This is a genomic window from Allobosea sp. GW821-FHT03A12, assembly GCF_058986765.1.
Genome location: NZ_JBYSVZ010000005.1, coordinates 74,098 through 98,041, shown reverse-complemented (window position 1 = coordinate 98,041; position 23,944 = coordinate 74,098). Strand labels below are relative to the sequence as shown.

General features: G+C 67.2%; 23 protein-coding genes. 20 read left to right on the top strand and 3 right to left on the bottom strand.

The genetic code is table 11. From position 1 onward, the window contains the following. The first annotated feature begins 40 nt into the window (after positions 1-40). From xdhA to AC3WLC_RS18975, 16 genes are all read left to right on the top strand, one after another. Entirely contained in the window at positions 41-1,531 is a 1,491-nt protein-coding gene (gene xdhA / locus AC3WLC_RS19050; protein WP_493685489.1) for a xanthine dehydrogenase small subunit, read from the top strand. A 22-nt stretch (positions 1,532-1,553) separates the two neighbouring features. Continuing rightward, the gene (gene xdhB, locus AC3WLC_RS19045; protein WP_493686086.1) at positions 1,554-3,872 is read left to right on the top strand and encodes a xanthine dehydrogenase molybdopterin binding subunit; all 2,319 of its coding nucleotides are present in this window, start codon (positions 1,554-1,556) and stop codon (positions 3,870-3,872) included. Next, entirely contained in the window at positions 3,869-4,714 is an 846-nt protein-coding gene (xdhC, locus tag AC3WLC_RS19040) for a xanthine dehydrogenase accessory protein XdhC (protein ID WP_493685488.1), read from the top strand. Before xdhB ends, xdhC begins: the two co-directional genes overlap by 4 nt. Next, positions 4,698-6,257, top strand: coding sequence for an ABC transporter ATP-binding protein (locus AC3WLC_RS19035; RefSeq protein ID WP_493685487.1), 1,560 nt, complete (start codon positions 4,698-4,700; stop codon positions 6,255-6,257). The genes xdhC and AC3WLC_RS19035 overlap by 17 nt, the downstream gene beginning before the upstream one ends. Next, positions 6,250-7,326, top strand: a complete 1,077-nt coding sequence (locus AC3WLC_RS19030; RefSeq protein ID WP_493685486.1) for an ABC transporter permease — start codon at positions 6,250-6,252, stop codon at positions 7,324-7,326. The genes AC3WLC_RS19035 and AC3WLC_RS19030 overlap by 8 nt, the downstream gene beginning before the upstream one ends. After that, the gene (locus AC3WLC_RS19025) at positions 7,323-8,246 is read left to right on the top strand and encodes an ABC transporter permease (protein WP_493685485.1); all 924 of its coding nucleotides are present in this window, start codon (positions 7,323-7,325) and stop codon (positions 8,244-8,246) included. The genes AC3WLC_RS19030 and AC3WLC_RS19025 overlap by 4 nt, the downstream gene beginning before the upstream one ends. A 30-nt stretch (positions 8,247-8,276) precedes the next feature. Then, positions 8,277-9,350: a BMP family ABC transporter substrate-binding protein gene (locus AC3WLC_RS19020; protein ID WP_493685484.1), complete on the top strand. Its 1,074-nt coding sequence runs from the start codon at positions 8,277-8,279 to the stop codon at positions 9,348-9,350. Between the two features lie 269 nt (positions 9,351-9,619). Further along, complete coding sequence (locus AC3WLC_RS19015) at positions 9,620-10,789, top strand: ABC transporter substrate-binding protein (protein WP_493685483.1); 1,170 nt, start codon at positions 9,620-9,622, stop codon at positions 10,787-10,789. 98 nt (positions 10,790-10,887) lie between these two features. Continuing rightward, positions 10,888-11,814 (top strand): branched-chain amino acid ABC transporter permease, encoded by a 927-nt coding sequence (locus AC3WLC_RS19010; RefSeq protein WP_346358616.1) that lies wholly within the window; start codon positions 10,888-10,890, stop codon positions 11,812-11,814. After that, positions 11,811-12,803 carry a branched-chain amino acid ABC transporter permease gene (locus AC3WLC_RS19005; RefSeq protein ID WP_493685482.1) on the top strand — a complete coding sequence of 331 codons (993 nt, stop codon included), beginning with the start codon at positions 11,811-11,813 and terminating at the stop codon, positions 12,801-12,803. Before AC3WLC_RS19010 ends, AC3WLC_RS19005 begins: the two co-directional genes overlap by 4 nt. Next, positions 12,796-13,545, top strand: coding sequence for an ABC transporter ATP-binding protein (locus tag AC3WLC_RS19000; RefSeq protein WP_493685481.1), 750 nt, complete (start codon positions 12,796-12,798; stop codon positions 13,543-13,545). Before AC3WLC_RS19005 ends, AC3WLC_RS19000 begins: the two co-directional genes overlap by 8 nt. A gap of 162 nt (positions 13,546-13,707) precedes the next feature. Continuing rightward, on the top strand, positions 13,708-14,406 hold the full coding sequence (locus tag AC3WLC_RS18995) for an ABC transporter ATP-binding protein (RefSeq protein WP_493685480.1): 699 nt from the start codon (positions 13,708-13,710) through the stop codon (positions 14,404-14,406). A 15-nt stretch (positions 14,407-14,421) separates the two neighbouring features. Further along, the gene (locus tag AC3WLC_RS18990; protein WP_152017222.1) at positions 14,422-14,880 is read left to right on the top strand and encodes a cupin domain-containing protein; all 459 of its coding nucleotides are present in this window, start codon (positions 14,422-14,424) and stop codon (positions 14,878-14,880) included. Between the two features lie 99 nt (positions 14,881-14,979). After that, a complete protein-coding gene (locus AC3WLC_RS18985) occupies positions 14,980-15,360 on the top strand; it encodes a PilZ domain-containing protein (protein WP_493685479.1) in 381 nt (126 codons plus the stop codon). Between the two features lie 62 nt (positions 15,361-15,422). Continuing rightward, positions 15,423-16,403, top strand: a complete 981-nt coding sequence (locus AC3WLC_RS18980) for a glycerophosphodiester phosphodiesterase family protein (RefSeq protein WP_493685478.1) — start codon at positions 15,423-15,425, stop codon at positions 16,401-16,403. Positions 16,404-16,493: 90 nt separating this feature from the next. Beyond that, on the top strand, positions 16,494-17,522 hold the full coding sequence (locus tag AC3WLC_RS18975; protein ID WP_493685477.1) for a helix-turn-helix domain-containing protein: 1,029 nt from the start codon (positions 16,494-16,496) through the stop codon (positions 17,520-17,522). Positions 17,523-17,555: 33 nt separating this feature from the next. Here AC3WLC_RS18975 and AC3WLC_RS18970 read toward each other — a convergent pair whose 3' ends face one another. Further along, on the bottom strand, positions 17,556-18,797 hold the full coding sequence (locus AC3WLC_RS18970; RefSeq protein WP_493685476.1) for a flavin-dependent oxidoreductase: 1,242 nt from the start codon (positions 18,795-18,797) through the stop codon (positions 17,556-17,558). A 283-nt stretch (positions 18,798-19,080) separates the two neighbouring features. Here AC3WLC_RS18970 and AC3WLC_RS18965 point away from each other — a divergent pair, with 283 nt between their 5' ends. Next, positions 19,081-19,353 carry an HU family DNA-binding protein gene (locus AC3WLC_RS18965; protein WP_066468590.1) on the top strand — a complete coding sequence of 91 codons (273 nt, stop codon included), beginning with the start codon at positions 19,081-19,083 and terminating at the stop codon, positions 19,351-19,353. Between the two features lie 135 nt (positions 19,354-19,488). Further along, positions 19,489-20,664 (top strand): vWA domain-containing protein, encoded by a 1,176-nt coding sequence (locus AC3WLC_RS18960; protein WP_493685475.1) that lies wholly within the window; start codon positions 19,489-19,491, stop codon positions 20,662-20,664. A 6-nt stretch (positions 20,665-20,670) separates the two neighbouring features. Here AC3WLC_RS18960 and AC3WLC_RS18955 read toward each other — a convergent pair whose 3' ends face one another. Continuing rightward, positions 20,671-21,342, bottom strand: a complete 672-nt coding sequence (locus AC3WLC_RS18955; RefSeq protein ID WP_493685474.1) for a GntR family transcriptional regulator — start codon at positions 21,340-21,342, stop codon at positions 20,671-20,673. 116 nt (positions 21,343-21,458) lie between these two features. On the opposite strand from AC3WLC_RS18955, the gene AC3WLC_RS18950 reads away from it, so the two are divergent. Beyond that, positions 21,459-22,679 (top strand): NAD(P)/FAD-dependent oxidoreductase, encoded by a 1,221-nt coding sequence (locus AC3WLC_RS18950; RefSeq protein ID WP_493685473.1) that lies wholly within the window; start codon positions 21,459-21,461, stop codon positions 22,677-22,679. 47 nt (positions 22,680-22,726) lie between these two features. Then, positions 22,727-23,323 (top strand): hypothetical protein, encoded by a 597-nt coding sequence (locus AC3WLC_RS18945; RefSeq protein ID WP_493685472.1) that lies wholly within the window; start codon positions 22,727-22,729, stop codon positions 23,321-23,323. A 6-nt stretch (positions 23,324-23,329) separates the two neighbouring features. Here the strand turns inward: AC3WLC_RS18945 and AC3WLC_RS18940 are convergent, their stop codons facing one another. After that, positions 23,330-23,752 (bottom strand): universal stress protein, encoded by a 423-nt coding sequence (locus tag AC3WLC_RS18940; protein ID WP_493685471.1) that lies wholly within the window; start codon positions 23,750-23,752, stop codon positions 23,330-23,332. Positions 23,753-23,944: the final 192 nt, after the last annotated feature.

Sequence of the window (23,944 nt, the reverse complement as noted above, 5' to 3'; positions counted from 1 at the left end):
TCTTGGGGCATGAATCCGATCTGCGAGCGGCAAGACCGCCATGCACCAACCCGCCATGCGTGAGAGCGTGCGTTTCCTGCTCGGTGACGAGCTGGTCGAGATCGCATCCTGCGATCCGACCCGCACGGTGCTCGACTGGCTCAGGCTCGACCGCCGCCGCACCGGCACCAAGGAGGGCTGCGCCGAGGGCGATTGCGGCGCCTGCACCATCGTGGTCGGCCGGCTCGACGGCGACCGCCTGCGCTATGAGGCGATCAACGCCTGCATCCGCTTCCTGCCGACGCTGGACGGCTGCCATGTGCTGACCGTCGAGCATCTGAGAAGCCCTGACGGGGCGCTCCATCCGGTGCAGCAGGCGATGGTCGACTGCCATGGCTCGCAATGCGGCTTCTGCACGCCCGGTTTCGTGATGTCGCTGCTCGCGCTCTGGCTGAACGAGCGCGCGCCTTCGGTGCAGCGGATCGAGGATGCGCTCGCCGGCAATCTCTGCCGCTGCACCGGCTACGAGCCGATCATCGCGGCGGCGCAGCGCATGGATGCAGCTGAGCGCGGGAAGGACCGCTTCGTCGCGGGGATACCCGCACTCATCAACCGGCTGAAGGCGCTCGCTGACGGCGAGACGATCTCGATCGGAGATGGCGAGCGCCATTTCTATGCTCCCGCCACGATCGAGGCCCTCGCCGAGCTCGTCAGCACCCATCCGCAGGCGACGCTCGTGGCTGGCGCCACCGATGTCGGCCTCTGGGTCACCAAGGGCATGCGCCGGCTCGACCCGGTGGTCTATCTCGGCCGGATCGACGAACTGCGTGCGATCTCGGATGAAGGTGACCACCTTCGCCTTAGTGCGATGGCCAACCAGATCGCGGTTCGCGAGGCATTGGCAACCATCTCGCCACAGCTCGACGAGATGATGCGCCGCTTCGGCGGCGAGCAGGTCCGCAATGCCGGCACGATCGGCGGCAACATCGCCAATGGCTCGCCGATCGGCGATCTGCCACCGGCGCTGATCGCGCTCGGCGCAACGCTAGTTTTGCGCAAAGATGGCGAGCGCCGCGAGCTCCCGCTCGAAGCCTTCTTCCTCGACTACCGCAAGCAGGATCGACAGCCCGGCGAATTCGTCGAGGCCGTGCTGGTGCCGAAGCTGCCTGCGGGTGCCCTCTTCCATACCTCTAAGATCTCCAAGCGCTTCGACGAGGACATCTCGGCTGTCTGCGGGGCGTTCCATCTGACGCTGGATGAAGCCGGGCGCGTCAGCGAGGCGCGGCTCGCCTATGGCGGCATGGCCGGCATCCCGAAGCGGGCGAAAGCTGCGGAAGCCGCCTTGCTTGGCCGCTCCTGGAACGAGGCAGCGATCGCTGCCGCAATCGCCGCGCTCGCACAGGATTTCACCCCGCTGACCGATATGCGCGCCTCGGCCGCCTACCGACTCAAGATCGCCGGCAACCTGCTGCGGCGTTTCCTGATCGAGACGACGACGCCTGAGACGTCGACCCGCGTCGCCGGCCTGCTGGCGGAGGCCGCCCATGGCTGACGCGCGCAAACGGCTCGACGCCATGGCGACGCGGCCGATCGTCGGCTCACCGCTGAAGCATGATTCCGCCGAGAAGCACGTCGCCGGCGAGGCCCTCTATATCGACGACATCGCCGAGCCGGCCGGCCTCGCCCATGCCTGCCTCGGTCTCTCCACCATCGCGCATGGCAAGCTGCTGTCGCTCGACCTGTCGGCCGTCGAAGCGGCGCCGGGTGTGCTCACGGTCCTCACTACCGCCGACATCCCCGGCGAGAACGATATCTCCTCGACGCACAAACACGACGAGCCGGTCTTCGCGACGCAGGACATCCTGCATCACGGCCAGCCGCTTTTCGCTGTCGTCGCGCAGACGCGCGAGCAGGCTCGCCACGCCGCACTCCTGGCCGAGGCGAGCTATCAGGAAGCGCCTCCCCTGCTCGACGTCGCCGCCGCCCGCGCCGCCGGCTCCGAACTCGTCACCGAGCCGCTCAAGCTCGAGCGCGGCGATGTCGCCTCTGCTCTCGCCGCCAGCCCGCGCCGGCTCAAGGGTTCGATGGCGATCGGCGGGCAGGATCATTTCTACCTCGAAAGCCAGATCTCGCTCGCCATCCCCGGCGAGGACCAAGACATGCTGGTGCTGTGCTCGACCCAGCATCCGAGCGAAGTCCAGCACATGGTCGCGAACGTGCTCGGCGTCGGTGCGCATGCGGTGACGATCGAGGTCCGGCGCATGGGTGGCGGCTTCGGCGGCAAGGAGACGCAGGCCAATCTCTTCGCCTGCGTCGCGGCGCTTGCCGCCCGCAAGCTGAAGCGGCCGGTCAAGCTCAGGCCCGATCGCGACGACGACATGGTCATCACCGGCAAGCGCCACGACTTCGTCGTCGACTATGAGATCGGCTTCGACGATGACGGTCGCATCCACGCAGTCGATGCCATCTATGCCGCCCGCTGCGGCTGGAATGCAGACCTGTCCGGCCCGGTCACCGACCGCGCGCTGTTCCATATGGACAACTGCTATTTCTACCCGGCGGTGCGGGCCCGTTCGGAGCCCCTGCAGACGCATACGGTCTCGAACACTGCGTTCCGCGGCTTCGGCGGGCCACAGGGCATGGTCGGGGCCGAGCGCTTCATCGAGGAGGTCGCCTACGCCACCGGGCTCGACCCGCTGGAGGTCAGGAAGCGCAATCTCTATGGCGGCGAGGGCCGCGAGATCACGCCCTATCACCAGCGGGTCGAGGACATGATCGCTGGCGAGGTGATCGACGATCTCGCGCATTCCTGCGATTACCGCGCCCGGCAGGAGGCGATCCGCGCCTTCAACCGGGAGAGCCCGGTGATCAAGCGCGGCCTGGCGCTGACGCCGGTCAAGTTCGGGATATCCTTCACCGCGACCTGGTACAATCAGGCGGGCGCGCTGGTCCATGTCTACACCGACGGCACGGTGGCGCTGAACCATGGCGGCACCGAAATGGGCCAGGGGCTCTACCAGAAGGTGGCGCAGATGGTGGCGCAGGCCTTCGGCATCGGGCTGGAGCAGATCAAGATCACCGCGACGACGACCGGCAAGGTGCCGAACACCTCGGCGACGGCCGCCTCCTCCGGCTCCGACCTCAACGGCATGGCGGCGCTCGACGCCTGCGAGACGATCAAGCAGCGGCTCATCGCTTTCGCCTGCAAGCACTGGCAGGAAAAGCCGGAGGCGATCGCTTTCCTGCCTGGCATGGTGCAGGTCGGCGCGCGCGAGATCGGCTTCGTCGAGCTGGTCAAGGCTGCCTATATGGCCCGCGTCCAGCTCTCGGCCACCGGCTTCTATGCGACGCCGAAGATCCATTGGGATCGTAAGGCCGGCCGCGGCCACCCGTTCTACTATTTCGCCTATGGCGCGGCGGCGGCCGAGGTCGTGATCGACACGCTGACCGGCGAGTACAAGGTTGAACGCGTCGACATCCTGCACGACTGCGGCAACTCGCTGAACCCAGCGATTGACAAAGGCCAGATCGAGGGCGGCTTCATCCAGGGCATGGGCTGGCTCACCACCGAGGAGCTGGTCTGGGACGAGAAGGGGCGGCTCAAGACCCACGCGCCGTCGACCTACAAGATTCCCGTCGCCTCCGACCGGCCGCGCATCTTCAACGTCGCGCTGCTGGAGAAGGCTCCCAATCGCGAGCACACCATCCATCGCTCCAAGGCGGTGGGCGAGCCGCCGCTGATGCTGGCGATCAGCGTGCTGCACGCGCTGTCGGATGCGGTGGCGAGCGTCGGCGATCACCGCTTCTGCCCGCAGCTCGACGCACCGGCGACGCCGGAGCGGGTGCTCGATGCGGTCGAGCGGGTGCGGGCCCTGGCGGAGGCGGCACGATGACCCCCGCCGACTTCCTCGCCAGAAGCCTTGCCGAAGGCGCCGTCATCGTCCGGATAGCGGAAGCGCAGGGCTCGACTCCGCGCGAGGCCGGCGCGACGATGATCGTCAGTGCCCGCGGCAGCGCCGGCACGATCGGCGGCGGCCAGCTCGAATTCCATTGCATCGATCTCGCCCGCATCCTGCTCGACAGCGGCGGCCCGCAGCAGCTGATCGACATCCCGCTCGGCCCGCAAATGGGCCAATGCTGCGGCGGACGCGTCCGGGTGGCGATGGAGCCGGCGACCGCAGCGCATCTCGAAGTGCTGAGACAGGATGAGGCGAAAGCTGCGGCCGAGCGACCGCAGGTGCTGATCTTCGGTGCCGGCCATACCGGCAAGGCACTGGCACGCAGCCTCGCTCTGCTGCCGCTCGCCGGGACCCTGATCGACGATCGGCCGGGCCAGTTCGACGAGGTGCCTGCAACCGTCTCCTGCCTGCAGCTCGACGATCCCGAGGCTGCGCTGGCCGCAGCGCGGCCCGGCTCGTCCTTCGTCGTGCTGACCCATAGCCATGCGCTCGATTATCGCCTGGCCGAAGCGGCTCTGCTGCGCGGCGATGCCGCTTATGTCGGGATGATCGGTTCAGGAACCAAGCGCGCCCGCTTCGAGGCGAGCTTTCGCCGCCGACACCCCACCAGCGCGGCTTTGACCGGGCTCACTTGCCCGATCGGCGGATCGGATGTGCATGACAAGCGTCCGGAGGTGATCGCTGCCTTGACGAGTGCCGAGCTGGTGCGTTGCTTGCTTGGCGAGAGAGCGACGAAACGAGCGAGGGCACGGAACCGCCATGACGCAGCCGCCTGACCAGACGGCACCTTCGCGCCTGGCGCTCGCCCATGTCTCGAAGAGCTTTCCGGGCGTGAAGGCCAATCAGGACATCAGCCTTTCCGTCCGCCCCGGCGAGATCCACGCTTTGCTCGGCGAGAACGGCGCCGGCAAATCGACCCTGGTCAAGATCATCTACGGGGTGCAGAGGGCCGATGAGGGGCAAATCAGCTTCGACGGTCGCCCGGTCGAGATCGCCTCGCCCAAGGCGGCGCGCAGGCTCGGCATCGGCATGGTCTTCCAGCATTTCTCGCTGTTCGACGGCATGACCGTGCTGGAGAACATCGCGCTCGGGCTGGATGAGACCGTGCCGGCCGAGGAGCTGAAGGCGCGGATCAAGGCGATCCTCGACAGCTATTCGCTGCCGCTCGACCCTGACCGCGCGGTGCACACGCTCTCTGTCGGCGAGCGCCAGCGCATCGAGATCGTGCGCTGCCTGCTGCAGAAGCCGAAGCTGCTGATCATGGACGAGCCGACCTCGGTGCTGACCCCGCAGGAGGTCGAGCGCCTGTTCGAGACGCTGAGGCAGATTGCCAGCCAAGGCTGTTCGATCCTCTATATCAGCCACAAGCTGCACGAGATCAAAGCGCTCTGCGAGGCCGCCACGATCCTGCGCGGCGGCAAGGTTGTCGCGACCTGCGATCCGCGAACCGAGACGACCCGCCACATGGCTGAGCTGATGATCGGCGCCGAGCTCAAGAACCTCGATCGCCCAGCTGGCGACGGCAAGGCAGGCGCAGCGCGGCTCAGCGTGGACAGGCTCGACATGCCCGGCGAGCCCCCCTTCGGCACCAGCCTGAAGGGAATCTCGTTTTCTGCTCATGCCGGCGAGATCCTCGGCATCGCCGGCGTCGCCGGCAATGGCCAGGCCGAATTGCTGCTGGCGCTCTCCGGCGAGCACATCGCCACCCACAACGATGCGATCAAGCTCGATGGCCGGCCGATCGGCTTTTCGGATGCCGGCGCCCGCCGCGCCGCCGGCCTCGCCTGCGTGCCCGAGGAGCGCAACGGCCATGCCGCCGTGCCCGATTTCTCGCTCGCCGAGAACGTCGTGCTGACCGCGCGCCATCGCCTGCCGCTCGCGCCCTCCGGGCTGATCCGGCAGGGCCCGGTCGAACGCTACGCCGGCGAGGTCATCGCCCGCTTCGATGTCCGTACCACCGGCCCGGCGGCGCTGGCCGGCTCGCTCTCCGGCGGCAATCTGCAGAAATTCATCATGGGCCGCGAGATCGGGCAGCGCCCCGACGTGCTGGTGGTGGCGCAGCCGACCTGGGGCGTCGATGCCGGCGCCGCCGCCGCGATCCGGCAGGCGCTGGTCGATCTTGCCGCGCAGGGCTCGGCCATCGTGGTGATCTCGCAGGACCTCGACGAACTGCTCGAGCTCTCCGACCGGCTCTGCGTCATCAACGAAGGCCGGCTGTCGCAGGCGCGGCCCGTCGCCGGGCTGAAGCTGGAAGAGATCGGCCTCCTGATGGGCGGCGTCCACGGCGAGAGCCACGAAGCGGAGCCGACGCATGCTTGAGTGGCGGCGCCGGCGCGAACCCAGCAAGGCGATGCTGTACCTCAGCCCGCTGATCGCGATCGGGCTCACCATGCTGACCGGCATGCTGGTCTTCGGCGCAATCGGCTATGACGGCCTGCGCGCGGTCACGGCGATCTTCATCACGCCGCTGATCGAGCCGCAGCGCTGGGCCGATCTCGGCGTCAAGGCGGCGCCGCTGATCATGATCGCGCTCGGCCTCGCCATCGGCTTTCGCGCCAATGTCTGGAATATCGGCGCCGAAGGCCAATACGTCATGGGGGCGATCGCCGGCACCGGCGTCGCGCTGTTGACCCATGACATGACCGGCTGGTGGATTCTGCCGGCTATGGCGCTCGCCGGCATCGCGGGCGGGGCCGCCTATGCTGCGCTCCCGGCCCTGCTCAAGGTCAGGCTGCAGGTCAGCGAGATCCTGACCAGCCTGATGCTGACCTATGTCGCGGTGCAGTTCCTGTACTACCTCGTGCGCGGCCCGTGGAAGGATCCGGACGGCTTCAATTTCCCGCAGACCAAGATGTTCAGCGCCAGCCAGACGCTGCCGGCGGTCGCGGAAGGCTCGCTCGTCCATCTCGGCGTGCCCTTGGCGATCCTGCTCGCTCTGATCGCCTGGTTCGTGATGAGCAAGACCATCGCCGGCTATGCCGTCCGCGTCGTCGGGCGCGCCCCGGCCGCCGCCCGCCATGGCGGCTTCGACGCCAATCGCGTCACCTGGGCGGCGCTGCTCGCTGGCGGTGGGCTTGCCGGCCTCGCCGGCCTGTTCGAGGCGGCGGGTCCCTTCGGCCAGCTTACCCCGCAGTTTCCTGTCGGCTACGGCTTCACCGCGATCATCGTCGCCTTTCTCGGCCGCCTCTCGCCTGTTGGTATCGTCTTCGGCGCGCTGGTGCTGGCGGTGACCTATGTCGGCGGCGAGATCGCCCAGAGCACGGTGCGCTTGCCCTCGGCCGCCACCGGCATGTTCCAGGCGCTGCTGCTGTTCTTCCTGCTCGCGACCGATGTGCTGGTGCGCTATCGGCTCGCCTGGAAGGCGCGCCCGGCGAAGGTAGCGCCATGACCGCCGCCATCCTCGTCTCGATCTTCATGACGCTCGCCGCCGCGGCGACGCCGATTCTGCTCGCTGGCCTTGGCGAACTCGTCACCGAGAAGGCCGGCGTGCTCAATCTCGGTGTCGAAGGCATGATGCTGTGCGGCGCGGTCGCGGGCTTCGCCGTCGCCTACTCCACCGGCAGCGTCCCGCTCGGCCTGCTGGCTGCGACAATGGCGGGCGTCGCGGCTGCGATGATCTTCGCGCTGCTGACGCTCGGGCTCGGCTCCAATCAGGTCGCGACCGGCCTCGCCCTGACGATCTTCGGCATCGGCGCCTCCTCGCTGATCGGCGCGGGCTTCGTCGGGCGCACGATCGAGCGGCTCGGTCCGCTCTTCCCGGCCGACTATGCCGCCCATCCCTGGCTGCGCCTCGTCTTCGGCCATGACGCGATCGTCTATCTCTCGCTCGCGCTCGTCCTCACTGTGAGCCTGTTCCTGCGCCGGACCAAGGCCGGGCTGATCCTGCGCGCCGTCGGCGAGAATGCCGATTCCGCCCATGCCATCGGCTATCGCGTGCTGGCGATCCGCACCGCCGCGACCGCCTTCGGCGGCGCGCTGGCCGGGCTCGGCGGCGCCTATTTCTCGCTGGCGCTGACGCCGATGTGGGCCGACCGGTTGACCGCCGGCCGCGGCTGGATCGCGCTCGCGCTCGTCGTCTTCTCCGCCTGGAAGCCAGGCCGGCTGCTGATCGGCGCCTATCTCTTCGGCGCGGTCGCGACCTTCGAATTGCAGGCCAAGGCGGCCGGCCTCAGCTTCATCGCGCCCGAGGTGCTGGCGATGACCCCCTACCTTGCGACGATTGTGGTTCTGACCATGATGTCGCTAGGAGGACGGACCGGCGGGCGCGATGCGCCCGCCTGCCTCGGCAAGCCTTTCCCGGCGCAGTAGCCGCCGCAACCGATAACGGGGAGCATCATCATGTCGACCATCATCACCCGCCGCACCCTTCTTGCGGGCGCTGCCGCGAGCTCAGCCCTGCCGCTGGTCGGCGCGCGCGCGCAGGCGCCATTCGGCGTCGGCTTCGTCTATGTCGGCCCGATCGGCGACCATGGCTACACCTGGACCCACGACCAGGGGCGCCTCGCGCTGGAGAAGGAATACGGCAACAAGATCAAGACCAGCTTCATCGAGAACGTCGCCGAGGGCCCCGACGCCGCCCGCGCCATCCGTCAGCTCGCCCAGGCCGGCAACCAGCTGATCTTCACCACCTCGTTCGGCTTCATGAACCCGACGATCCAGGTCGCCAAGCAGTTCCCGAAGATCTTCTTCGAGCACGCCACCGGCTACCAGCGCGCCGAGAACGTCGCGACCTACAATGCCCGCTTCTATGAGGGCCGCGCCGCGATCGGCACCATCGCCGGCCACATGTCGAAGACCGGCCAGGCCGGCTATGTCGCCTCCTTCCCGATCCCCGAGGTCGTGATGGGCATCAACGCCTTCCATCTCGCGGCGAAGAAGGTGAACCCGAACTTCAAGACCAAGGTGATCTGGTGCTCGACCTGGTACGACCCAGCCAAGGAGGCCGATGCGGCCAAGGCGCTGATCGACCAGGGCGCCGACATGATCACCCAGCACACCGATTCCGCCGCCCCGTTGCAGGCGGCCGAGCAGCGCGGCGTCTTCGCCTTCGGCCAGGCCTCGGACATGAAGGCCTTCGCGCCCAAGGCGCATCTCTCGGCGATCGTCGACGACTGGTCGGGCTACTACATCAAGCGCGTCAAGGAGGCGATGGACGGCACCTGGAAGACCGGCGACGTCTGGCACGGCCTCAAGGAAGGCATGGTCAAGCTCGCGCCCTATAACGACGCCGTCACACCCGCAGCGCGCGCCGCCGCGGACGAAGTGCAGAAGGGTATCGCTGCCGGCACGCTCCACCCCTTCACCGGCGAGCTCAAGGACCAGAAGGGCGTGCTGCGCCTCAAGGCTGGCGAGACGGCCTCCGACGAGATGCTGTCGAAGATGGACTGGTACGTCGACGGCGTGCAGGCGTAAGGCCGCAGTCAAGGCAGCGTCATGCTCGGGCTCGTCCCGAGCATCTCCTGCCGGAGGAGGCTCCTCTCAGCGCCGCCTCGTCATGAGATTCTCGGGTCTGCGCTTCGCTTCGCCCGAGAATACGCTCTCCGCCCACGCACGAAAATTACCCGCAGGAACCCCCTTGCAGATATTTTAAGCTTGAAACAATATGGCTGCCGACGCCGCTCGGACGGGATGGGGAACCCCGCCTGCGGTCGCATCTGCCACGTCCCGGGAGGACATCGGACATGACGCTCAAATTCACCCTGTCGCTCGGCGCCGGCGTGCTCGCGCTCGGGCTCGCCACCGCCCAGGCGCAGGAGCCCTTGAAGATCGGCGTGGTCAGCGTGCTGACCGGCCCTGCCGCCTCGCTCGGCCAACAGGTCCGCGACGGTTTCCAGCTCGCGGTCGACCAGAACGGCGGCAAGCTCGGCGGCGTGCCGGTGCAGATCACCGTGATCGACGACGAGCTCAAGCCCGACGTCGCGGTCGGCAAGGTCCGCAGCTTCGTCGAGGGCGGCAAGGTCGACTTCGTCGTCGGCCCGGTGTTCTCGAACATCCTCGGCGCGATCGCCAAGCCGGTGCTCGATTCCGGCGCGATTCTGATCAGCCCGAATGCCGGCCCCTCGACCATGGCCGGCAAGGCCTGCCACCAGAACTTCTTCGTGACCTCGTACCAGAACGACCAGGTCCATGAGGTGCTGGGCAAGTACGCACAGGACCAGAACTACAAGAAGGCCTACATCATCGCGCCGAACTACCAGGCCGGTAAGGACTCACTCGCCGGCTTCAAGCGCTACTTCAAGGGCGAGGTCCTCGACGAGGTCTATGTTCCGCTGAACGCGCTCGACTTCTCGGCCGAGCTCGCCAAGATCGCCTCGGCCAAGCCGGATGTGGTCTTCGCCTTCCTGCCCGGCGGCCTCGGCGTCAATTTCGTCAAGCAGTGGTCGCAGGCGGGCCTGACCGGCAAGGTGCCCTTCCTTTCCGCCTTCACGGTCGACGAGTCGACCCTGCCGGCGCAGCAGGACGCGGCGGTCGGCATGTTCGGCGGCATGACCTGGGCGCCCAACATGGACAATCCGCAGACGAAGAAGTTCGTCTCGGCCTATGAAGCCGCCTACAAGATCGTGCCCGGCTCCTATGCCCAGCAGGCCTATGACGCAGCGCTCCTGATCGACTCGGCGGTCAAGGCCGCCGGCGGCACCGCCGATAAGGACAAGCTGCGCGCCGCGATCAAGAAGGCCGACTTCACCTCGCTGCGCGGCAAGTTCAAGTTCAACACCAATGGCTACCCGATCCAGGACTTCTACCTGGTCAAGGTCGCCAAGCGGGCCGACGGCAAGTTCCAGACCGAGATCGCCCAGAAGGTGTTCGAGGACTATGCCGACCCGCATGCGAAGGATTGCGCGCTGAAGTGACGCGAAGCGTCATCCTCGGGTGAAGCGCAGCTTCGACCCGAGGATCTCCTTCCACGAGATGCTCGGGTCAAGCCCGAGCATGACGGGATAGCTTTGCCATGACCACCGGCCTCCTCATCGTCCAGATCCTGAACGGGCTGCAGTTCGGCATCCTGCTGTTCTTGGTGGCGGCAGGGCTGACGCTGGTCTTCGGCGTGATGGACTTCATCAACCTGGCGCATGGCGTGCAATACATGCTCGGCGCCTATCTCGCCGTGACCTTCGTCGCGCTGACAGGCTCCTTCGTGCTCGGCCTAGTGCTCGCGCTGGCGGCCGCGCTGGTCTTCGGCCTCGCGCTCGAATTCCTGGTCTTCCGCCATCTCTATGAGCGCGATCATCTCGACCAGGTGCTGGCGACCTTCGGGCTGATCCTCCTGCTCAACCAGGGCGTCAAAATGGTCTGGGGCGCCGCTCCCCTTTCCGTGCCGCTGCCGGCGTTCCTGACCGGCAATGTCGCGCTGATGGACGGCATCCTTTACCCCACCTATCGCTTCGCGCTGATCGGCTCGGGGCTGGCGGTCGGCGCCCTGCTCTGGTTCATCGTCGAGAAGACCCGCACCGGCATGCTGCTGCGCGCCGGCGCCTCCAACGCCCCGATGGTCTCGGCGCTCGGCGTCGATATCCGCAAGCTGTTCATGATTGTCTTCGCCTTCGGCACGATGCTGGCGGGCTTCGCCGGCGCGATGGCGGCGCCGATCCTCTCGGTCGAGCCCGGCATGGGCGACACCGTGCTGATCCTCGCCTTCGTCGTCATCGTCATCGGCGGCATCGGCTCGATCCGCGGCGCCTTCGTCGCGGCGCTGATCGTCGGCCTGGTCGACACGCTCGGCCGCTCCTTCATGAACGACCTGCTGCGCCTGTTCATGAGCGCGCCCTCGGCACGGGCGACCGGCGCGGCGCTCTCTTCGATGCTGATCTACCTCCTGATGGCAGTGGTGCTGTTCGTGCGGCCGGAAGGCCTGCTGCCGGCGCGAGGCCGGACATGAGCGCGCCGGCGACAACAGCCGAGATCGCCAGCGTCGCGCCGCCGCGCGAGCGCGCCAAGGTGCTGCTACCGGCCATCCTGTTCTTGCTGCTGGCTCTCGCGCCGCTCGCCGTCTCACTCGGGATGCCGGCCGGCTGGCTCGCTCTGCTGACGCGGGCGCTGATCTTCGCTATCGCCGCGCTCTCGCTCGACCTCATCCTCGGCGTCGGCGGCCTCGTCTCCTTCGGCCACGCCGCCTTCCTCGGCATCGGCGCCTATGTCACCGGCATCATGATCACCGAAGGCCGCAGCGAGGCGCTCGTCATCCTGCCGGTGATCCTCGCCGTCTGCGCGCTGTTCGGCGCGATAACCGGGGCGGTCTGCCTGCGCACGCGCGGCGTCGCCTTCATCATGATCACCCTCGCCTTCGGCCAGATGGTGTATTTCCTGGCGCAGGCACTCTCGGCCTATGGCGGCGATGACGGGCTGACGCTCTACGAGAAGAGCACCCTCCTCGGCTTCAACCCGTTCGCCAACCGGACCTCCTTTTATTACAGCGTGCTGACCGCGCTCGGCGGCGCCTATCTGCTGGTGCGCGGCCTCGTCGCCTCGCGCTTCGGCCGGGTGCTGCGGGCGGCGCGCGAGAACCCGACCCGCGTCAGCGTCACCGGCTTCGACGTCACCCGCGTGCGCCTCGTCGCCTATGTGATCAGCGGCATGCTGGCCGGCCTTTCCGGCTTCTTCCTCGCCAACCACACCGAGTTCGTCAGCCCGGCCTTCATGTCCTGGCAGCGCTCGGGCGAGCTGATCTTCATGGCCGTGCTCGGCGGCGTCGGCTCTCTGCATGGCGCGATCATCGGCGCGATCGCCTATCTGATCGCCGAGGACGCGCTCTCGCACCTGACCGAGCACTGGCGCGTCATCTTCGGGCCGATGATCATCCTGTTCGTGCTGTTCACCCGCGGCGGCATCGTCGGCTTGCTGCGCAAGCTGGGTGGGCGTCATGGCTGAGCCGGTCCTCGTCCTCGAGGCGTTGAGCAAGTCCTTCGGCGCATTGAAGGTCACTGACGGCGTCAGCCTCGCCGTCGCGCCCGGCGAATTGCACGCGCTGATCGGCCCGAACGGCGCCGGCAAGACCACGCTGGTCCACCAGATCTCCGGCATGCTGACGCCGGACGACGGCACGATCCGCTTCCGCGGCCAGGACGTCACGGCATTCAACGCCGAGAAGCGTGCGCGCCATGGCCTGGCGCGAACCTTCCAGATCACCTCGACCATCGCCTCGCTCTCGGCACTGGAGAATGTCGCGCTCGGCGTGCAGGCCAAGGCGAGCCATCCGCTCTCCTTCTTCCGCAACGCCGCCAGCGATGAGCGCCTCAACCGCCCTGCCCGTGCGGCACTGGAGGCGGTCGGCCTCTCCGAGCGCGCCCATGTCCCCGCCGGCAGTCTCTCGCATGGCGAAAAGCGGGCGCTGGAGATCGCCATGGCGCTGGCGCTGGAGCCGGCGGCGATCCTGCTCGACGAGCCGCTCGCCGGCGTCGGCAAGGAGGAAGGCGAGCGCCTGATCGCCTTGCTCAAGAGCCTGAAGGGGCGCTACGCCATGCTGCTGGTCGAGCACGACATGGAGGCGGTGTTCGCGCTCGCCGACACGGTCAGCGTGCTGGTCTATGGCCGTGTCATCGCCTCGGGCGACCCGGCCCTCGTCAGGGCCGACCCGGCCGTGCGCGAAGCCTATCTCGGCGAGGAGGGGTGATGACCGACGACGTCACCCCTTGTCATTCCGGGGCTTCGCGCAGCGAAGAACCCGGAACCCACGACCGGGTGAGACCATGACGACCATGAACGATCGCGCTCGCCCGGTCATGGGTTCCGGGTTCGCTGCGCGCCCCGGAATGACAGAGAACGAGCCCGCATCATGCTGACCGTCGAAAACCTCGATGCCGGCTATGGCGAGGCGCAGATCCTGTTCGGCGTCGACCTTGCGGTCGGGGCCGGCGAGGTCGTGACCCTTCTCGGCCGCAACGGCATGGGCAAGACCACGACGGTGCGCGCCATCATGGGACTGATCCGGCCGCGCGCCGGGCGCGTCAGCTTCGGCGGTGTCGACCTCACCGGCAGCGCCCCTTTCCGGCTGGCGCAGGCCGGCATCGGCCTCGTGCCCGAGGGGCGGCAGGTCTTCCCGACGCTCTCGGTCGAGGAGAACCTCATCGCCACCGCCGCGAGCCGCTTCGGCCCTGCGCGCTGGACGCTGGAGCGTGTCTACGCCTTCCTGCCGCGGCTCAGGGAGCGCAAGGCCAATCGCGGCAACCAGCTCTCCGGCGGCGAGCAGCAGATGCTGGCGATCGGTCGCGCCCTGATGACCAATCCCAAGCTCGTCATCCTCGACGAGGCGACCGAGGGGCTGGCGCCGATCATCCGCCAGGAGATCTGGTCCTGCCTGTCGGCGCTCAAGGCCGAGGGCGAGTCGATCCTCGTCATCGACAAGAACGTCGATGCGCTCGCCAGGATCGCCGACCGGCATATCGTGCTGGAGAAGGGCCGCGTTGCCTGGCGTGGCTCTAGCGACGATTTGCGCAGCGACAGCGCGGTCAAGGACCGCTTCCTGCATCTTTGAAGAAGGAGACCGAGGATGAAACCGCTCACAGCTGGCGTGACCAAGGCCAATGAGGGGATCGACGCGATCTCCTGGAACATCCTCGGCCAGACCTATGTGCCGAAGATGCTGAGCGAGGACAGCTTTTCCTGGCATGCCACCTTCCCGCCCGGCACCTTCGTGCCGCCGCACATCCATCCGACCCAGGACGAGTTCATCTACATGCTCGAGGGCCGGCTCGACCTCGTGCTCGACGGCCAGGAATCGCATGCCCTGCCCGGCGACCTGATCAAGCTGCCGCGCAACATCCCGCACGGGCTGTTCAACAAGAGCGATGCACCGGTGAAGTGCCTGTTCTGGGTCGCGCCCACCGGCCGCCTCTACGACCTGTTCTGGGCAATCCATTCGATGAAGGAGCAGAACCCGGCCGAGGTCGTCGCCCTGTCGGCGCGCTACGAGATCGACTTCCTGCCGCCCCCGCCCGACGGCGCATGAGCGAGCGGCGGCGCAGTTAAGGTTAAAAAAGACTTACTGCTGCAACCAGAGGCATTAGCGGGCATGGTCTCAACCTGAGCTAGAACACGAGCCAGGCCCATGCCCGCCGCGACCACTTTCCTTGAACGCCGCCGCTCAGTCCGCAACCGGACCCTGATCGGCGGGAAGGCCATCTTCAACCAGCGCCAGTCGACGCTGGACTGCACGGTCAGGAATCTGTCGGAGGACGGCGCACTGCTGGTCTTCCCGAACAGCGTCGTCCTGCCCGAACTGTTCGAGCTCTACTTTCCGCTGAAGCGCGAGAGCCGCATGGTGCGCAGCCGCTGGCGTGACGGCGAGCGTATCGGCGTCTCCTTCGCCGCCGCCACAAGGCAGGACGAAGCACCGATCCCCCTCGACCTCGTGCGGCGCCTGCGCCAGCTCGAGCAGGAAAACACGGCGCTGAAGGCACGCATCGTCGAGCTGACAGAGGGCGCCTGATTTCCGGCTGAATTTCGCCGGCTTGCGCCGCCGACATCGCGCCCCGATTCGAGGGGGTAGCGATGAAACGATTCTGGCTCGCCACAGGCATTGTCGCCGCGGCTTTGGGCATCACCGCCTTCGTGCAGAACACCGCGCTGCTGGCGCCAGCGGCGACGGAACGTCCTGTTCTGCTGGCGCATCGCGGGCTGGCGCAGACCTATCCATCAAGCGGCGTCACCGACACGACCTGCACGGCGAGCCGCATGAACCCGCCGGAACATCCCTATCTGGAGAATACGCTGGCCTCGATGGAGGCGGCTTTCGCGGCGGGAGCGGACATCGTCGAATTCGACATCCACCCGACCACCGACGGCCAATTCGCCGTGATCCATGACTGGACGCTGGACTGCCGGACGAACGGCACGGGCGTCACCCGCGAGAGAACGCTGACCGAGCTCAAGGCGCTCGACATCGGCCATGGCTATACGGCCGATGGCGGCAAGACCTACCCGTTCCGCGGCAAGGGCGTCGGCCTGATGCCGTCTTTGGACGAGGTGCTGGCGCGCTTTCCCGATCGCCGCCTGCTGATCAACGTCAAGAGCAACGATCCGCGCGAGGGCGAGGCGCTGGCCGAGCGCCTGCTGAAGCTCCCTCCAGCACAGCTTCCGCTGCTGATGGCCTATGGCGGCGATCGCCCGATCACGGTCCTGCGTGCGCGCATCCCGACCCTGCGCACCATGTCCAAGGAGGCGGAGAAGCGCTGCCTGATCCACCATCTCGCGCTCGGCTGGGCCGGATTGACGCCCGAAGCCTGCGAACGGCAGCTGCTGTTAATCCCTTCCAACTACGCCAGCTGGATCTGGGGCTGGCCGGCACGATTCACGAACCGCATGCGTGCCGTCGGGAGCGAGATCATCGTCGCCGGCCCCTTGGTCGGTGGCGATGGCTCCGCCGGAATCGACCGGGCCGAGGAGCTGACCGCCCTCAAGCGGCCCCTCCCCGGCATCTGGACCAACCGCATCGACCGGATCGCGCCGCTGGTGCAGGCCGAGCCGCGCTGACACGGCGTAAGGCGCGGCCCCCGGCGGAATTAACTTGACGCTACGTGAGGATCGGAGGAAGGCCGAAGATACTGGCGACGGAGAGGCCCGATGCAGCCCACCGCTTTTTCCACGGCCGGCATCGACCCGGCGAAGCAGCTGGACGCTTGGCGCGCCTGGTTCGACCCTGTGTTCGAAGCCGAAGCCACCGACCTCGAGCAAGGCTTCCTCGCAAGTAGCGAGACCTGGAATTTCAGTGGCTTCGGGCTGAGCCGCGTGCGAGCCCCCAAGCTCCGGGCGGTCCGGACACCTGAGCTGATCAGGCGCAATCCCGTCGATCATTGGGTCCTTACCATCGGCAATGTGCGAACGGTGGGGCAAGCCGCAGCCGGCCGGTCGATGGACATCCCCGCGGGGCTCCCTTTCATAGCTTCGCTTGGTCGCACCATCGTGAGCGCCCGCGAGGCGGACGAACGACTCCAGCTCTATCTTCCGCGAGATACGTTCCCAGAACTTGGCACGATCCTGGAAAAGGCCGAAGGCCGCCCGATCGACGGCCCCTTGGGGTCGCTTCTGGCCGACTTCATGGTGCTGCTCTCACGGAGCGCGTCCGCGGTCACCGGCGCCGAGATGCCCAACCTCAGCCTCGCTTTGCGAGGCCTGCTTCGCGCTTGCATCATCCCGTCATTGGAGGTCGAGGCCGATCCCTTCACCCCCGCACCACTCGCAGTCATTCGGATGCAAAAGGTGACGCGTCTCGTGGATGCCCATCTTCACGACCCTGCCCTTGGCCCGGCCATGATCTGCCAATTGGCCGGAATGTCGCGTTCACAGCTTTACCGGCTTCTGGAGGGCGAAGGTGGCGTCGGACATTTCATCCAGAGGCGGCGCCTGAAGCGCTGCTGCATCGAATTGTCCCATGCGAGTGAGGACCGCTCCGTTTGGGCGGTCGCCATGCGCTTTGGTTTTCACGATCCGTCGAGCTTCAGCCGGTCCTTCAAGAAGGAGTTCGGCACGACCCCCCGCGAGTTCCGGGATGCAGCCCGGATGGGCTTGTCCACGCATATGCTGGGCGCACGAGCAACCGCTCTGCAAGACCCGACCTTGCGCGATCTCTTGCAGAGCATGCAGCCTGCTTGAGGAAGGAGCACCGATGGAGGCGCTGAGGCAGCCTCAGCCTTTCGCCGGTTGCGCGACCGATAGCACGGTCTTGCCGGCATAGGCCTTCACGATCTGCTCGCGCTTGCCATAGGGCAGGACGCGCTCGACATCGTCGAAGCCGTTCGGCGCAAGCGCCTCCACCGCATCGATGACGCGCTCCGGGCCGCCCGCCCGATTCATCGCGACGATTTCGGCCGTCGCCGGCAGGCGCAGGGCCTCATAGGCCGCGAGCGCATGGCGCGGATGTTCGGCCTTGACCAGGAGATCGGCGAGGCAGCGCGCATCGAGAATCGCCTGCGAGGCGCCATTGGAGCCGACCGGATACATCGGGTGGGCGGCGTCGCCGAGCAGCGTCACCCGGCCATGGCTCCAGCGCGGCAACGGATCGCGGTCGCACATCGGGTATTCCCAGAAGGTGCCGCTCGCCTTGATCATGGCGAGGATGTCCAGTCCGGGCACGGTGAAGCGCTTGGCGAAGGGCAAAACGTCCTCCAGCCGGCCGGCCTTGGACCAGGCCTCCTTCGGTGGCGGCTTGGTTGGGTCGCCCGTGCGGATGTTGACGACCCAGTTAGTCAGGCGCGTACCCGGGTTCTTGCCCTCGGCGATCGGATAGAGCACGAGCTTGCCGGCCATGCCGCCGGCGATGATCATGCTCTCGCCGTCGAGGAAGGCCGGCCAGTCGCAGGCGCCGCGCCACATCTGGACGCCGTTCCAGCGCGGCCCGCCCTGGTTCGGGAAGTAATGCGCCCGCACCGTCGAATGGATGCCGTCGGCGCCGATCAGGATGTCGGCTCGCGCCGTCTGGCCGCCCTCACCCAGCCTGGCATCGGCGAAATGCGCGGTGACGCCACCCTCGTCCTGCAGGAAACCCTGCAGGCGCCGGCCGGTGCGGATCGCATCGGCGCCCAGCCGCTCGATCACGGCGTCGCGAATCACGCCCTGGAGCCGGCCGCGATGGATCGAAAACTGCGGCACGGGTGCGCCGGCGTGCAGGCCGCGCAGCTCGCGCCAGACGGTCTGGCCGAAGCGGTTCATGTAGACCAGCTCGCGCGTGCGGATCGCCACCGCATCGAGCGCCGGCAGGAGCCCCAGTTCGGCCAGCTCGCGGATCGCATGCGGCAGCGTATTGATGCCGACGCCGACCTCGCGGATCTCGCTCGCCTGCTCGTAGACCGTCGCGGCGATGCCGCGCGCGTGCAGCATCAGGGCCAGTGACAGCCCCCCGATGCCGCCGCCGATGATGATGGCCTTCATGCCGCGTTCCGCTCCCCTGAATTATTTCAAACTTCAAATAATCCGGGGTGTTTTGTCAATCGCTCCACAAAGCTGGTGAAAACCGCCGCAATTTCGCGGCTTTTGACAGGAACGAAGCCGATTGCTGTGCGTATGTACGGCCGATGCCGTCGTGTTTCGGCGGCGGGCATGTCAAATGGCGGGTTCGTGCGCGAGAGCGCGTCGATTCGCCGCGTTGCGCCGGAGTCCGCTGGGGTCCGGCGCGGCGTCAACTTTAACAATGATTGGTCTCTAGGAGGTTTTCATGACCAAGAACGAACTGATCGCCGCGATCGCGGACGAGACGGGCAAGACCAAGGCCGATGTCTCGGCCATCCTCGGCTCGCTCGCCGGCGTCGTCGCCAAGACGCTGAAGTCGGGCGGCGACGTCACGCTCGGCGGCATCGGCAAGCTGGCGGCGGCCAAGCGCGAAGCCCGCGAGGCTCGCAACCCGTCGACCGGCGCGACCATCAAGGTCCCGGCCAAGACGGTCGTGAAGTTCAAGGTCACCAAGGATCTGGCCGACGCCGTCGCCTGAGCCTTGTTGGACAGCGGCGGCTCCCACTCCGGTGGAGGCCGCTTGACCGATCAGCCTGCAACGCAAGCTGATCGGTTAAACGGCCTGCGAGCCGCCGCAGCTTGACCTAAACGCGTTGCTGGCCACAGTAGCGCGATGTTCCTCCGCCTCTTCACCGATTTGCGCGCAGCCAAGGTCCCGGTGACCTTGCGCGAGTATCTTGCGCTGCTGGAAGGCGTCGAGGCCGAGCTCGCCGAGTATCGCGTCGACGAGTTCTACTATCTCGCCCGCGCCTGCCTGGTGAAGGACGAGCGCCATCTCGACCGCTTCGACCGCGTCTTTGCGGAAGTCTTCAAGGGCGTCGAGACTTTAGGCGAAGCTTTCGAGCAGGTCGGCATCCCCGAGGAGTGGCTGCGCAAGCTCGCCGAGAAATTCCTGACCGACGAGGAGAAGGCCCAGCTCGATGCCCTCGGCTGGGAGAAGCTGCTGGAGACGCTGAAGCAGCGCCTCGCCGAGCAGAAGGGCCGCCATCAGGGCGGCTCGAAATGGATCGGCACCGCCGGTACCTCGCCCTATGGCGCCTATGGCTACAATCCCGAAGGCGTGCGTATCGGCCAGGACAAGAACCGCAATTTCCGGGCGGTGAAGGTCTGGGACAAGCGCGAGTTCAAGGACTTCGACGACACGCGCGAGCTCGGCGTGCGAAACCTGCGGATCGCGCTGCGGCGCCTGCGCAAATTCGCCCGCACCGGCGCGGCCGAGGAACTCGACCTCGACCAGACCATCACCGAGACCGCCAAGCACGGCTATCTCGACGTCAAGCTCCGGCCCGAGCGGCACAATGCCGTGAAGGTGCTGCTCTTCCTCGATGTCGGCGGCTCGATGGACTGGCATATCGAACTGGCCGAGGAGCTGTTCTCGGCAGCGCGGGCCGAGTTCAAGCATTTCGAGCATTTCTACTTCCACAACTGCCCCTATGAGCGGGTCTGGAAGGAGAACCGGCGCCGGCACGACCAGGTGATCCCGACCTTCGACGTGCTGCGGACCTACCCCGCCGATTATCGCCTCGTCTTCGTCGGCGACGCCTCGATGAGCCCCTATGAGATCGCGATGCCGGGCGGCTCGGTCGAGCACTGGAACGAGGAGGCCGGCGAGGTCTGGATGCGCCGGCTGACCGAGCGCTTCCCGAAATCGGTCTGGCTCAATCCCATCCAGCAGAATCTGTGGGGCTACACCCAGTCGATCCGCCAGATCGCCGGGCTGATGGGCGGGCGGATGTTTCCGCTGACGCTCGACGGCCTGGATGGAGCGATGAAAGCGCTGACGCGGTAGCGCCGCTCAGCGCCTGGCTGGCCGGGCGCGCCCTTCGATGGCTGCGACGAGGGTCTGGCTGCCCTCGACCAGATGCTGACGCAGGACGTGAACCGCCCTGCCCGCGTCGCGCTGCCGGCACGCCCCAAGCAGCTCCCTGTGCTCGGTCTGGGAACGGCTGCGATAGTCGAAATTCGACAGCAGGATGCGGACATAACGATCGGCGGCATTGTGGTGCGCGTCGATCAGGGTCAGCAGCCGGCCATTCCCACAGGCGCTATACAAGGCAAGATGGAAGGCCCTGTTCAGGGCGCCCCACCTGCCCACATCCGGCTCGGCATCGATGCGCCGCAGCACATCGTCCGCCTCGTCGAGTTTCGCCTCTGCAATGGCGGCAACCGAAAGGCGCAGCGCTTCACATTCGAGCAGCTCGCGCAGCGCATAGATTTCAGCAATCTCGACCCCGTCCATCGCGGCGACATGAGCGCCCTTGGTCGGATGGATCGAGACGAGGCCTTCCGCCTCCAGCTGGCGCAGGGCGTCACGCACCGGCATCCGGCTGAAGCCGAACTGTTCCGCGAGATCGTCCTGACGAAGCACGGTGCCGGCCGCCAGGCTTCCATCCGCGATGGCTTCGCGCAGAACGCCGGCGACCTGCTCCGCCACGGTCTGGGGCTTCTGCTTCAGCGCTTCCGCCAATCCGAGCAAGCGACGTCCTCCGGTTCACCCGCACCTCTAGCAGAGCCGCACCGCTTCGGATATAAGTATACTCGTATACGAGGATACCAGTGTGCGAACGTCGGAGGAGATTGCCCATGTCGGACCAGCGCAGCGTTACCAAACCCATCGACGCCGTGGTCATCGGCGGCGGTATCGCCGGATGCACGCTGGCCTACGAGCTCGCGACCAGAGGCGTGAAAACGGTCGTGCTCGAGCAGAGCATGATCGCCGCCGAGTCCTCGGGCCGAAACACGGGAACCCTGCTGAGCGGCCCGGAAAGGCCAGTGGTTGACCTGCTCGACGCCTGTGCCGGGATCTACGCTGAGCTCGCCGACGGGCCGGTACCGTTCGAATTCGGCCGCATCGGCCATCTGCTCATCTCCGAGGACGAGGCCAGCTTCGAGCAGGCCGCGGCCGCCGCGGAGCGCTACCGTGCAGCCGGCGTGGCGATGGAGAAGCTGTCGGGCGCGGAGCTGGCGAGGGACTATCCGCGGATCGGCTTCAAGGTGGCGGGAGCCTATTCCGTCGACCGCGCCTGGACATTGGAGCCGATGGGCGCGACGCACGCCTTCGCCCATGCCGCCCGCGAGGCCGGCGCCACGATCAGGACCGGCCTGCGCGTCGCCCAGATCCATTCGCGCGGCGGGAAGGTCCAGGGCGTCCTCACTGACCAGGGCATCATTCCCGCCGATCTCGTCTTCATCGCCAACGGCTTGTGGATGTCGGACCTGCTGCGACGGACCGTGGGCGATGGGCCGCTTCCCGGCTTGCCCTTCACCGCCGGGCGCGGCTGGCTGATCCAGCTCGGCAAGCTCGATTTCGAGCTGCCCTGGATCGTCGAGGAGCTGACCTGGCCGGGCCAGGAGGAACTCGGCCGGAGAATGGATCTCGGCGGCCTCGCAGACGTCGCCGACCAGCGCGACGACCGGCCAATGGTGGAAGCGATCTGCCTGAACCCGATGCAAGGCGGCGATGCCCGTCTCGGCGCCTCGCTCCAACCTGCCTTTCGCGACCTGCTGCGCAATACCGACATGGCGAGCCGGATCGCGCAGCGGACGCTGCGCATGCTGCCCGGCCTCGGGACGCCGCCGGTCAGGAACGTCTACCCCGGCAACCGACCGATGCTCCCGGACGGCCTGCCGGTCGCGGGCAAGACCGCGATCGAAGGCCTGTTCGTCCACGGCGGGCTGGGATCGATCGGCATGCACGCGGCACCGGCGACGGCGCGCTGGCTGGTCGAGGCCGTACTGTCGGGCGACGGCAATCCCGAGCAGGAATGGCTCCGGCCGGACCGCTTCCCCGGCTGGGGAGCCTAGCGCCTCCATCTAGCCGAGGAGATGCCGACCCGCTAAGCGTCGCAGCCATGCAAGCCGACGACGATACAACCCTGCCCTTCTGGCGCCAGCGGCCGCGGCCGATCGGCTTCGAGATCGCCTATCGGCTCAAGGGCGATGTGCTGGAGATCGATTCGACCCGCAAGGTCGATCAGGTCAGGCTCTCGGCCGTCGAGCAGGTGCGCTTCATCTATGCGCCGAGCAATGTCTCGTCGAAGGGCTTCCGGACGCAGCTGCGCCTGAGCGATGGCCGGACGATCAGCTTCGGCAACCTGTCCTGGCGCTCGCTCACCGACATCGACCGGGACGATACGCGCTATCACGCCTTCGTCGCGGCGCTGTCCGCCGCGATCACGCGCGCCAATCCAAAGGCGCGCTTCCGCGCCGGCAAGCCCTATCTGCTCTGGCTGGCCTTGGCGATCGCCGGCGGCGGCGCCATGCTGATGCTGACCTTCTTCAGCCTGCGTGCCTTCCAGCAGGGCGCAACCGCCGCCGCTGGGCTCGGGCTCGTACTCGCGGCAGCCTCGTTCTGGCAGGTCTGGCCGATGATCCGGCTCAACCGGCCGCGGGATCTTGGGAGCGGCGAGGTCCCCGACGATCTCGTCCCGGGCCGGCGGCCGGCCTGAAGCCTGCTACCTCACCACCAGCACCGAGCACTTCGCCCGGCGCACGATCGTCGAGGCGTTCGAGCCGATGACATAGGCCAGCATGCCGGGCTCGTGCGAGCCGATGACGATGAGGTCGGCGCCGCTGGCATCGGCCTCGGCCAGCACCTCGCCATGGACCGAGCCGACCAGGACCTTGGCCGAGACGCGCTCGGCCGGCAGGTTCACCTTGGCGGCGATCTCGGCGAGCTTGGCTTCGGATTCGGATTGCTGGCCGGCGTCGAAGTCGGCCGGCACGAACTCCATGTAGGTAATCGGTACCAGCGAGCGGACATAGACCAGCCTGATGGACCCTTCCGACTGGTTGGCGAAGCCCTCGGCCGCGGTGATGGCCGGGCCTGCCAGCTCGGCCTCGGCGAGATCGACCGGGACCAGAATCGATTTGTACATCGCATCCTCCTCCGGCGTGGCCCGCCCGGCCGCATGGTCGAACGATCGGAACCGACGCCTATACACTATGTCGGAGCATATTCCCCCAAGGGAAGAGCGTCGCGTCGTCGCGAGCCGCTCCGACATCCAATGCCGCGATCATCGCGGAGAGATGCGTGTTCGTCCTTGCGGTCGATCAATCAGGCCGGCGCG

Bases quoted from the DNA above. Each gene is read 5' to 3' on its own strand.
- xdhA (WP_493685489.1), top strand. From the start codon at position 41: ATGCACCAACCCGCCATGCGTGAGAGCGTGCGTTTCCTGCTCGGTGAC.
- xdhB (WP_493686086.1), top strand. From the start codon at position 1,554: ATGGCGACGCGGCCGATCGTCGGCTCACCGCTGAAGCATGATTCCGCC.
- xdhC (WP_493685488.1), top strand. From the start codon at position 3,869: ATGACCCCCGCCGACTTCCTCGCCAGAAGCCTTGCCGAAGGCGCCGTC.
- AC3WLC_RS19035 (WP_493685487.1), top strand. From the start codon at position 4,698: ATGACGCAGCCGCCTGACCAGACGGCACCTTCGCGCCTGGCGCTCGCC.
- AC3WLC_RS19030 (WP_493685486.1), top strand. From the start codon at position 6,250: ATGCTTGAGTGGCGGCGCCGGCGCGAACCCAGCAAGGCGATGCTGTAC.
- AC3WLC_RS19025 (WP_493685485.1), top strand. From the start codon at position 7,323: ATGACCGCCGCCATCCTCGTCTCGATCTTCATGACGCTCGCCGCCGCG.
- AC3WLC_RS19020 (WP_493685484.1), top strand. From the start codon at position 8,277: ATGTCGACCATCATCACCCGCCGCACCCTTCTTGCGGGCGCTGCCGCG.
- AC3WLC_RS19015 (WP_493685483.1), top strand. From the start codon at position 9,620: ATGACGCTCAAATTCACCCTGTCGCTCGGCGCCGGCGTGCTCGCGCTC.
- AC3WLC_RS19010 (WP_346358616.1), top strand. From the start codon at position 10,888: ATGACCACCGGCCTCCTCATCGTCCAGATCCTGAACGGGCTGCAGTTC.
- AC3WLC_RS19005 (WP_493685482.1), top strand. From the start codon at position 11,811: ATGAGCGCGCCGGCGACAACAGCCGAGATCGCCAGCGTCGCGCCGCCG.
- AC3WLC_RS19000 (WP_493685481.1), top strand. From the start codon at position 12,796: ATGGCTGAGCCGGTCCTCGTCCTCGAGGCGTTGAGCAAGTCCTTCGGC.
- AC3WLC_RS18995 (WP_493685480.1), top strand. From the start codon at position 13,708: ATGCTGACCGTCGAAAACCTCGATGCCGGCTATGGCGAGGCGCAGATC.
- AC3WLC_RS18990 (WP_152017222.1), top strand. From the start codon at position 14,422: ATGAAACCGCTCACAGCTGGCGTGACCAAGGCCAATGAGGGGATCGAC.
- AC3WLC_RS18985 (WP_493685479.1), top strand. From the start codon at position 14,980: ATGCCCGCCGCGACCACTTTCCTTGAACGCCGCCGCTCAGTCCGCAAC.
- AC3WLC_RS18980 (WP_493685478.1), top strand. From the start codon at position 15,423: ATGAAACGATTCTGGCTCGCCACAGGCATTGTCGCCGCGGCTTTGGGC.
- AC3WLC_RS18975 (WP_493685477.1), top strand. From the start codon at position 16,494: ATGCAGCCCACCGCTTTTTCCACGGCCGGCATCGACCCGGCGAAGCAG.
- AC3WLC_RS18970 (WP_493685476.1), bottom strand. From the start codon at position 18,797: ATGAAGGCCATCATCATCGGCGGCGGCATCGGGGGGCTGTCACTGGCC.
- AC3WLC_RS18965 (WP_066468590.1), top strand. From the start codon at position 19,081: ATGACCAAGAACGAACTGATCGCCGCGATCGCGGACGAGACGGGCAAG.
- AC3WLC_RS18960 (WP_493685475.1), top strand. From the start codon at position 19,489: ATGTTCCTCCGCCTCTTCACCGATTTGCGCGCAGCCAAGGTCCCGGTG.
- AC3WLC_RS18950 (WP_493685473.1), top strand. From the start codon at position 21,459: ATGTCGGACCAGCGCAGCGTTACCAAACCCATCGACGCCGTGGTCATC.
- AC3WLC_RS18945 (WP_493685472.1), top strand. From the start codon at position 22,727: ATGCAAGCCGACGACGATACAACCCTGCCCTTCTGGCGCCAGCGGCCG.
- AC3WLC_RS18940 (WP_493685471.1), bottom strand. From the start codon at position 23,752: ATGTACAAATCGATTCTGGTCCCGGTCGATCTCGCCGAGGCCGAGCTG.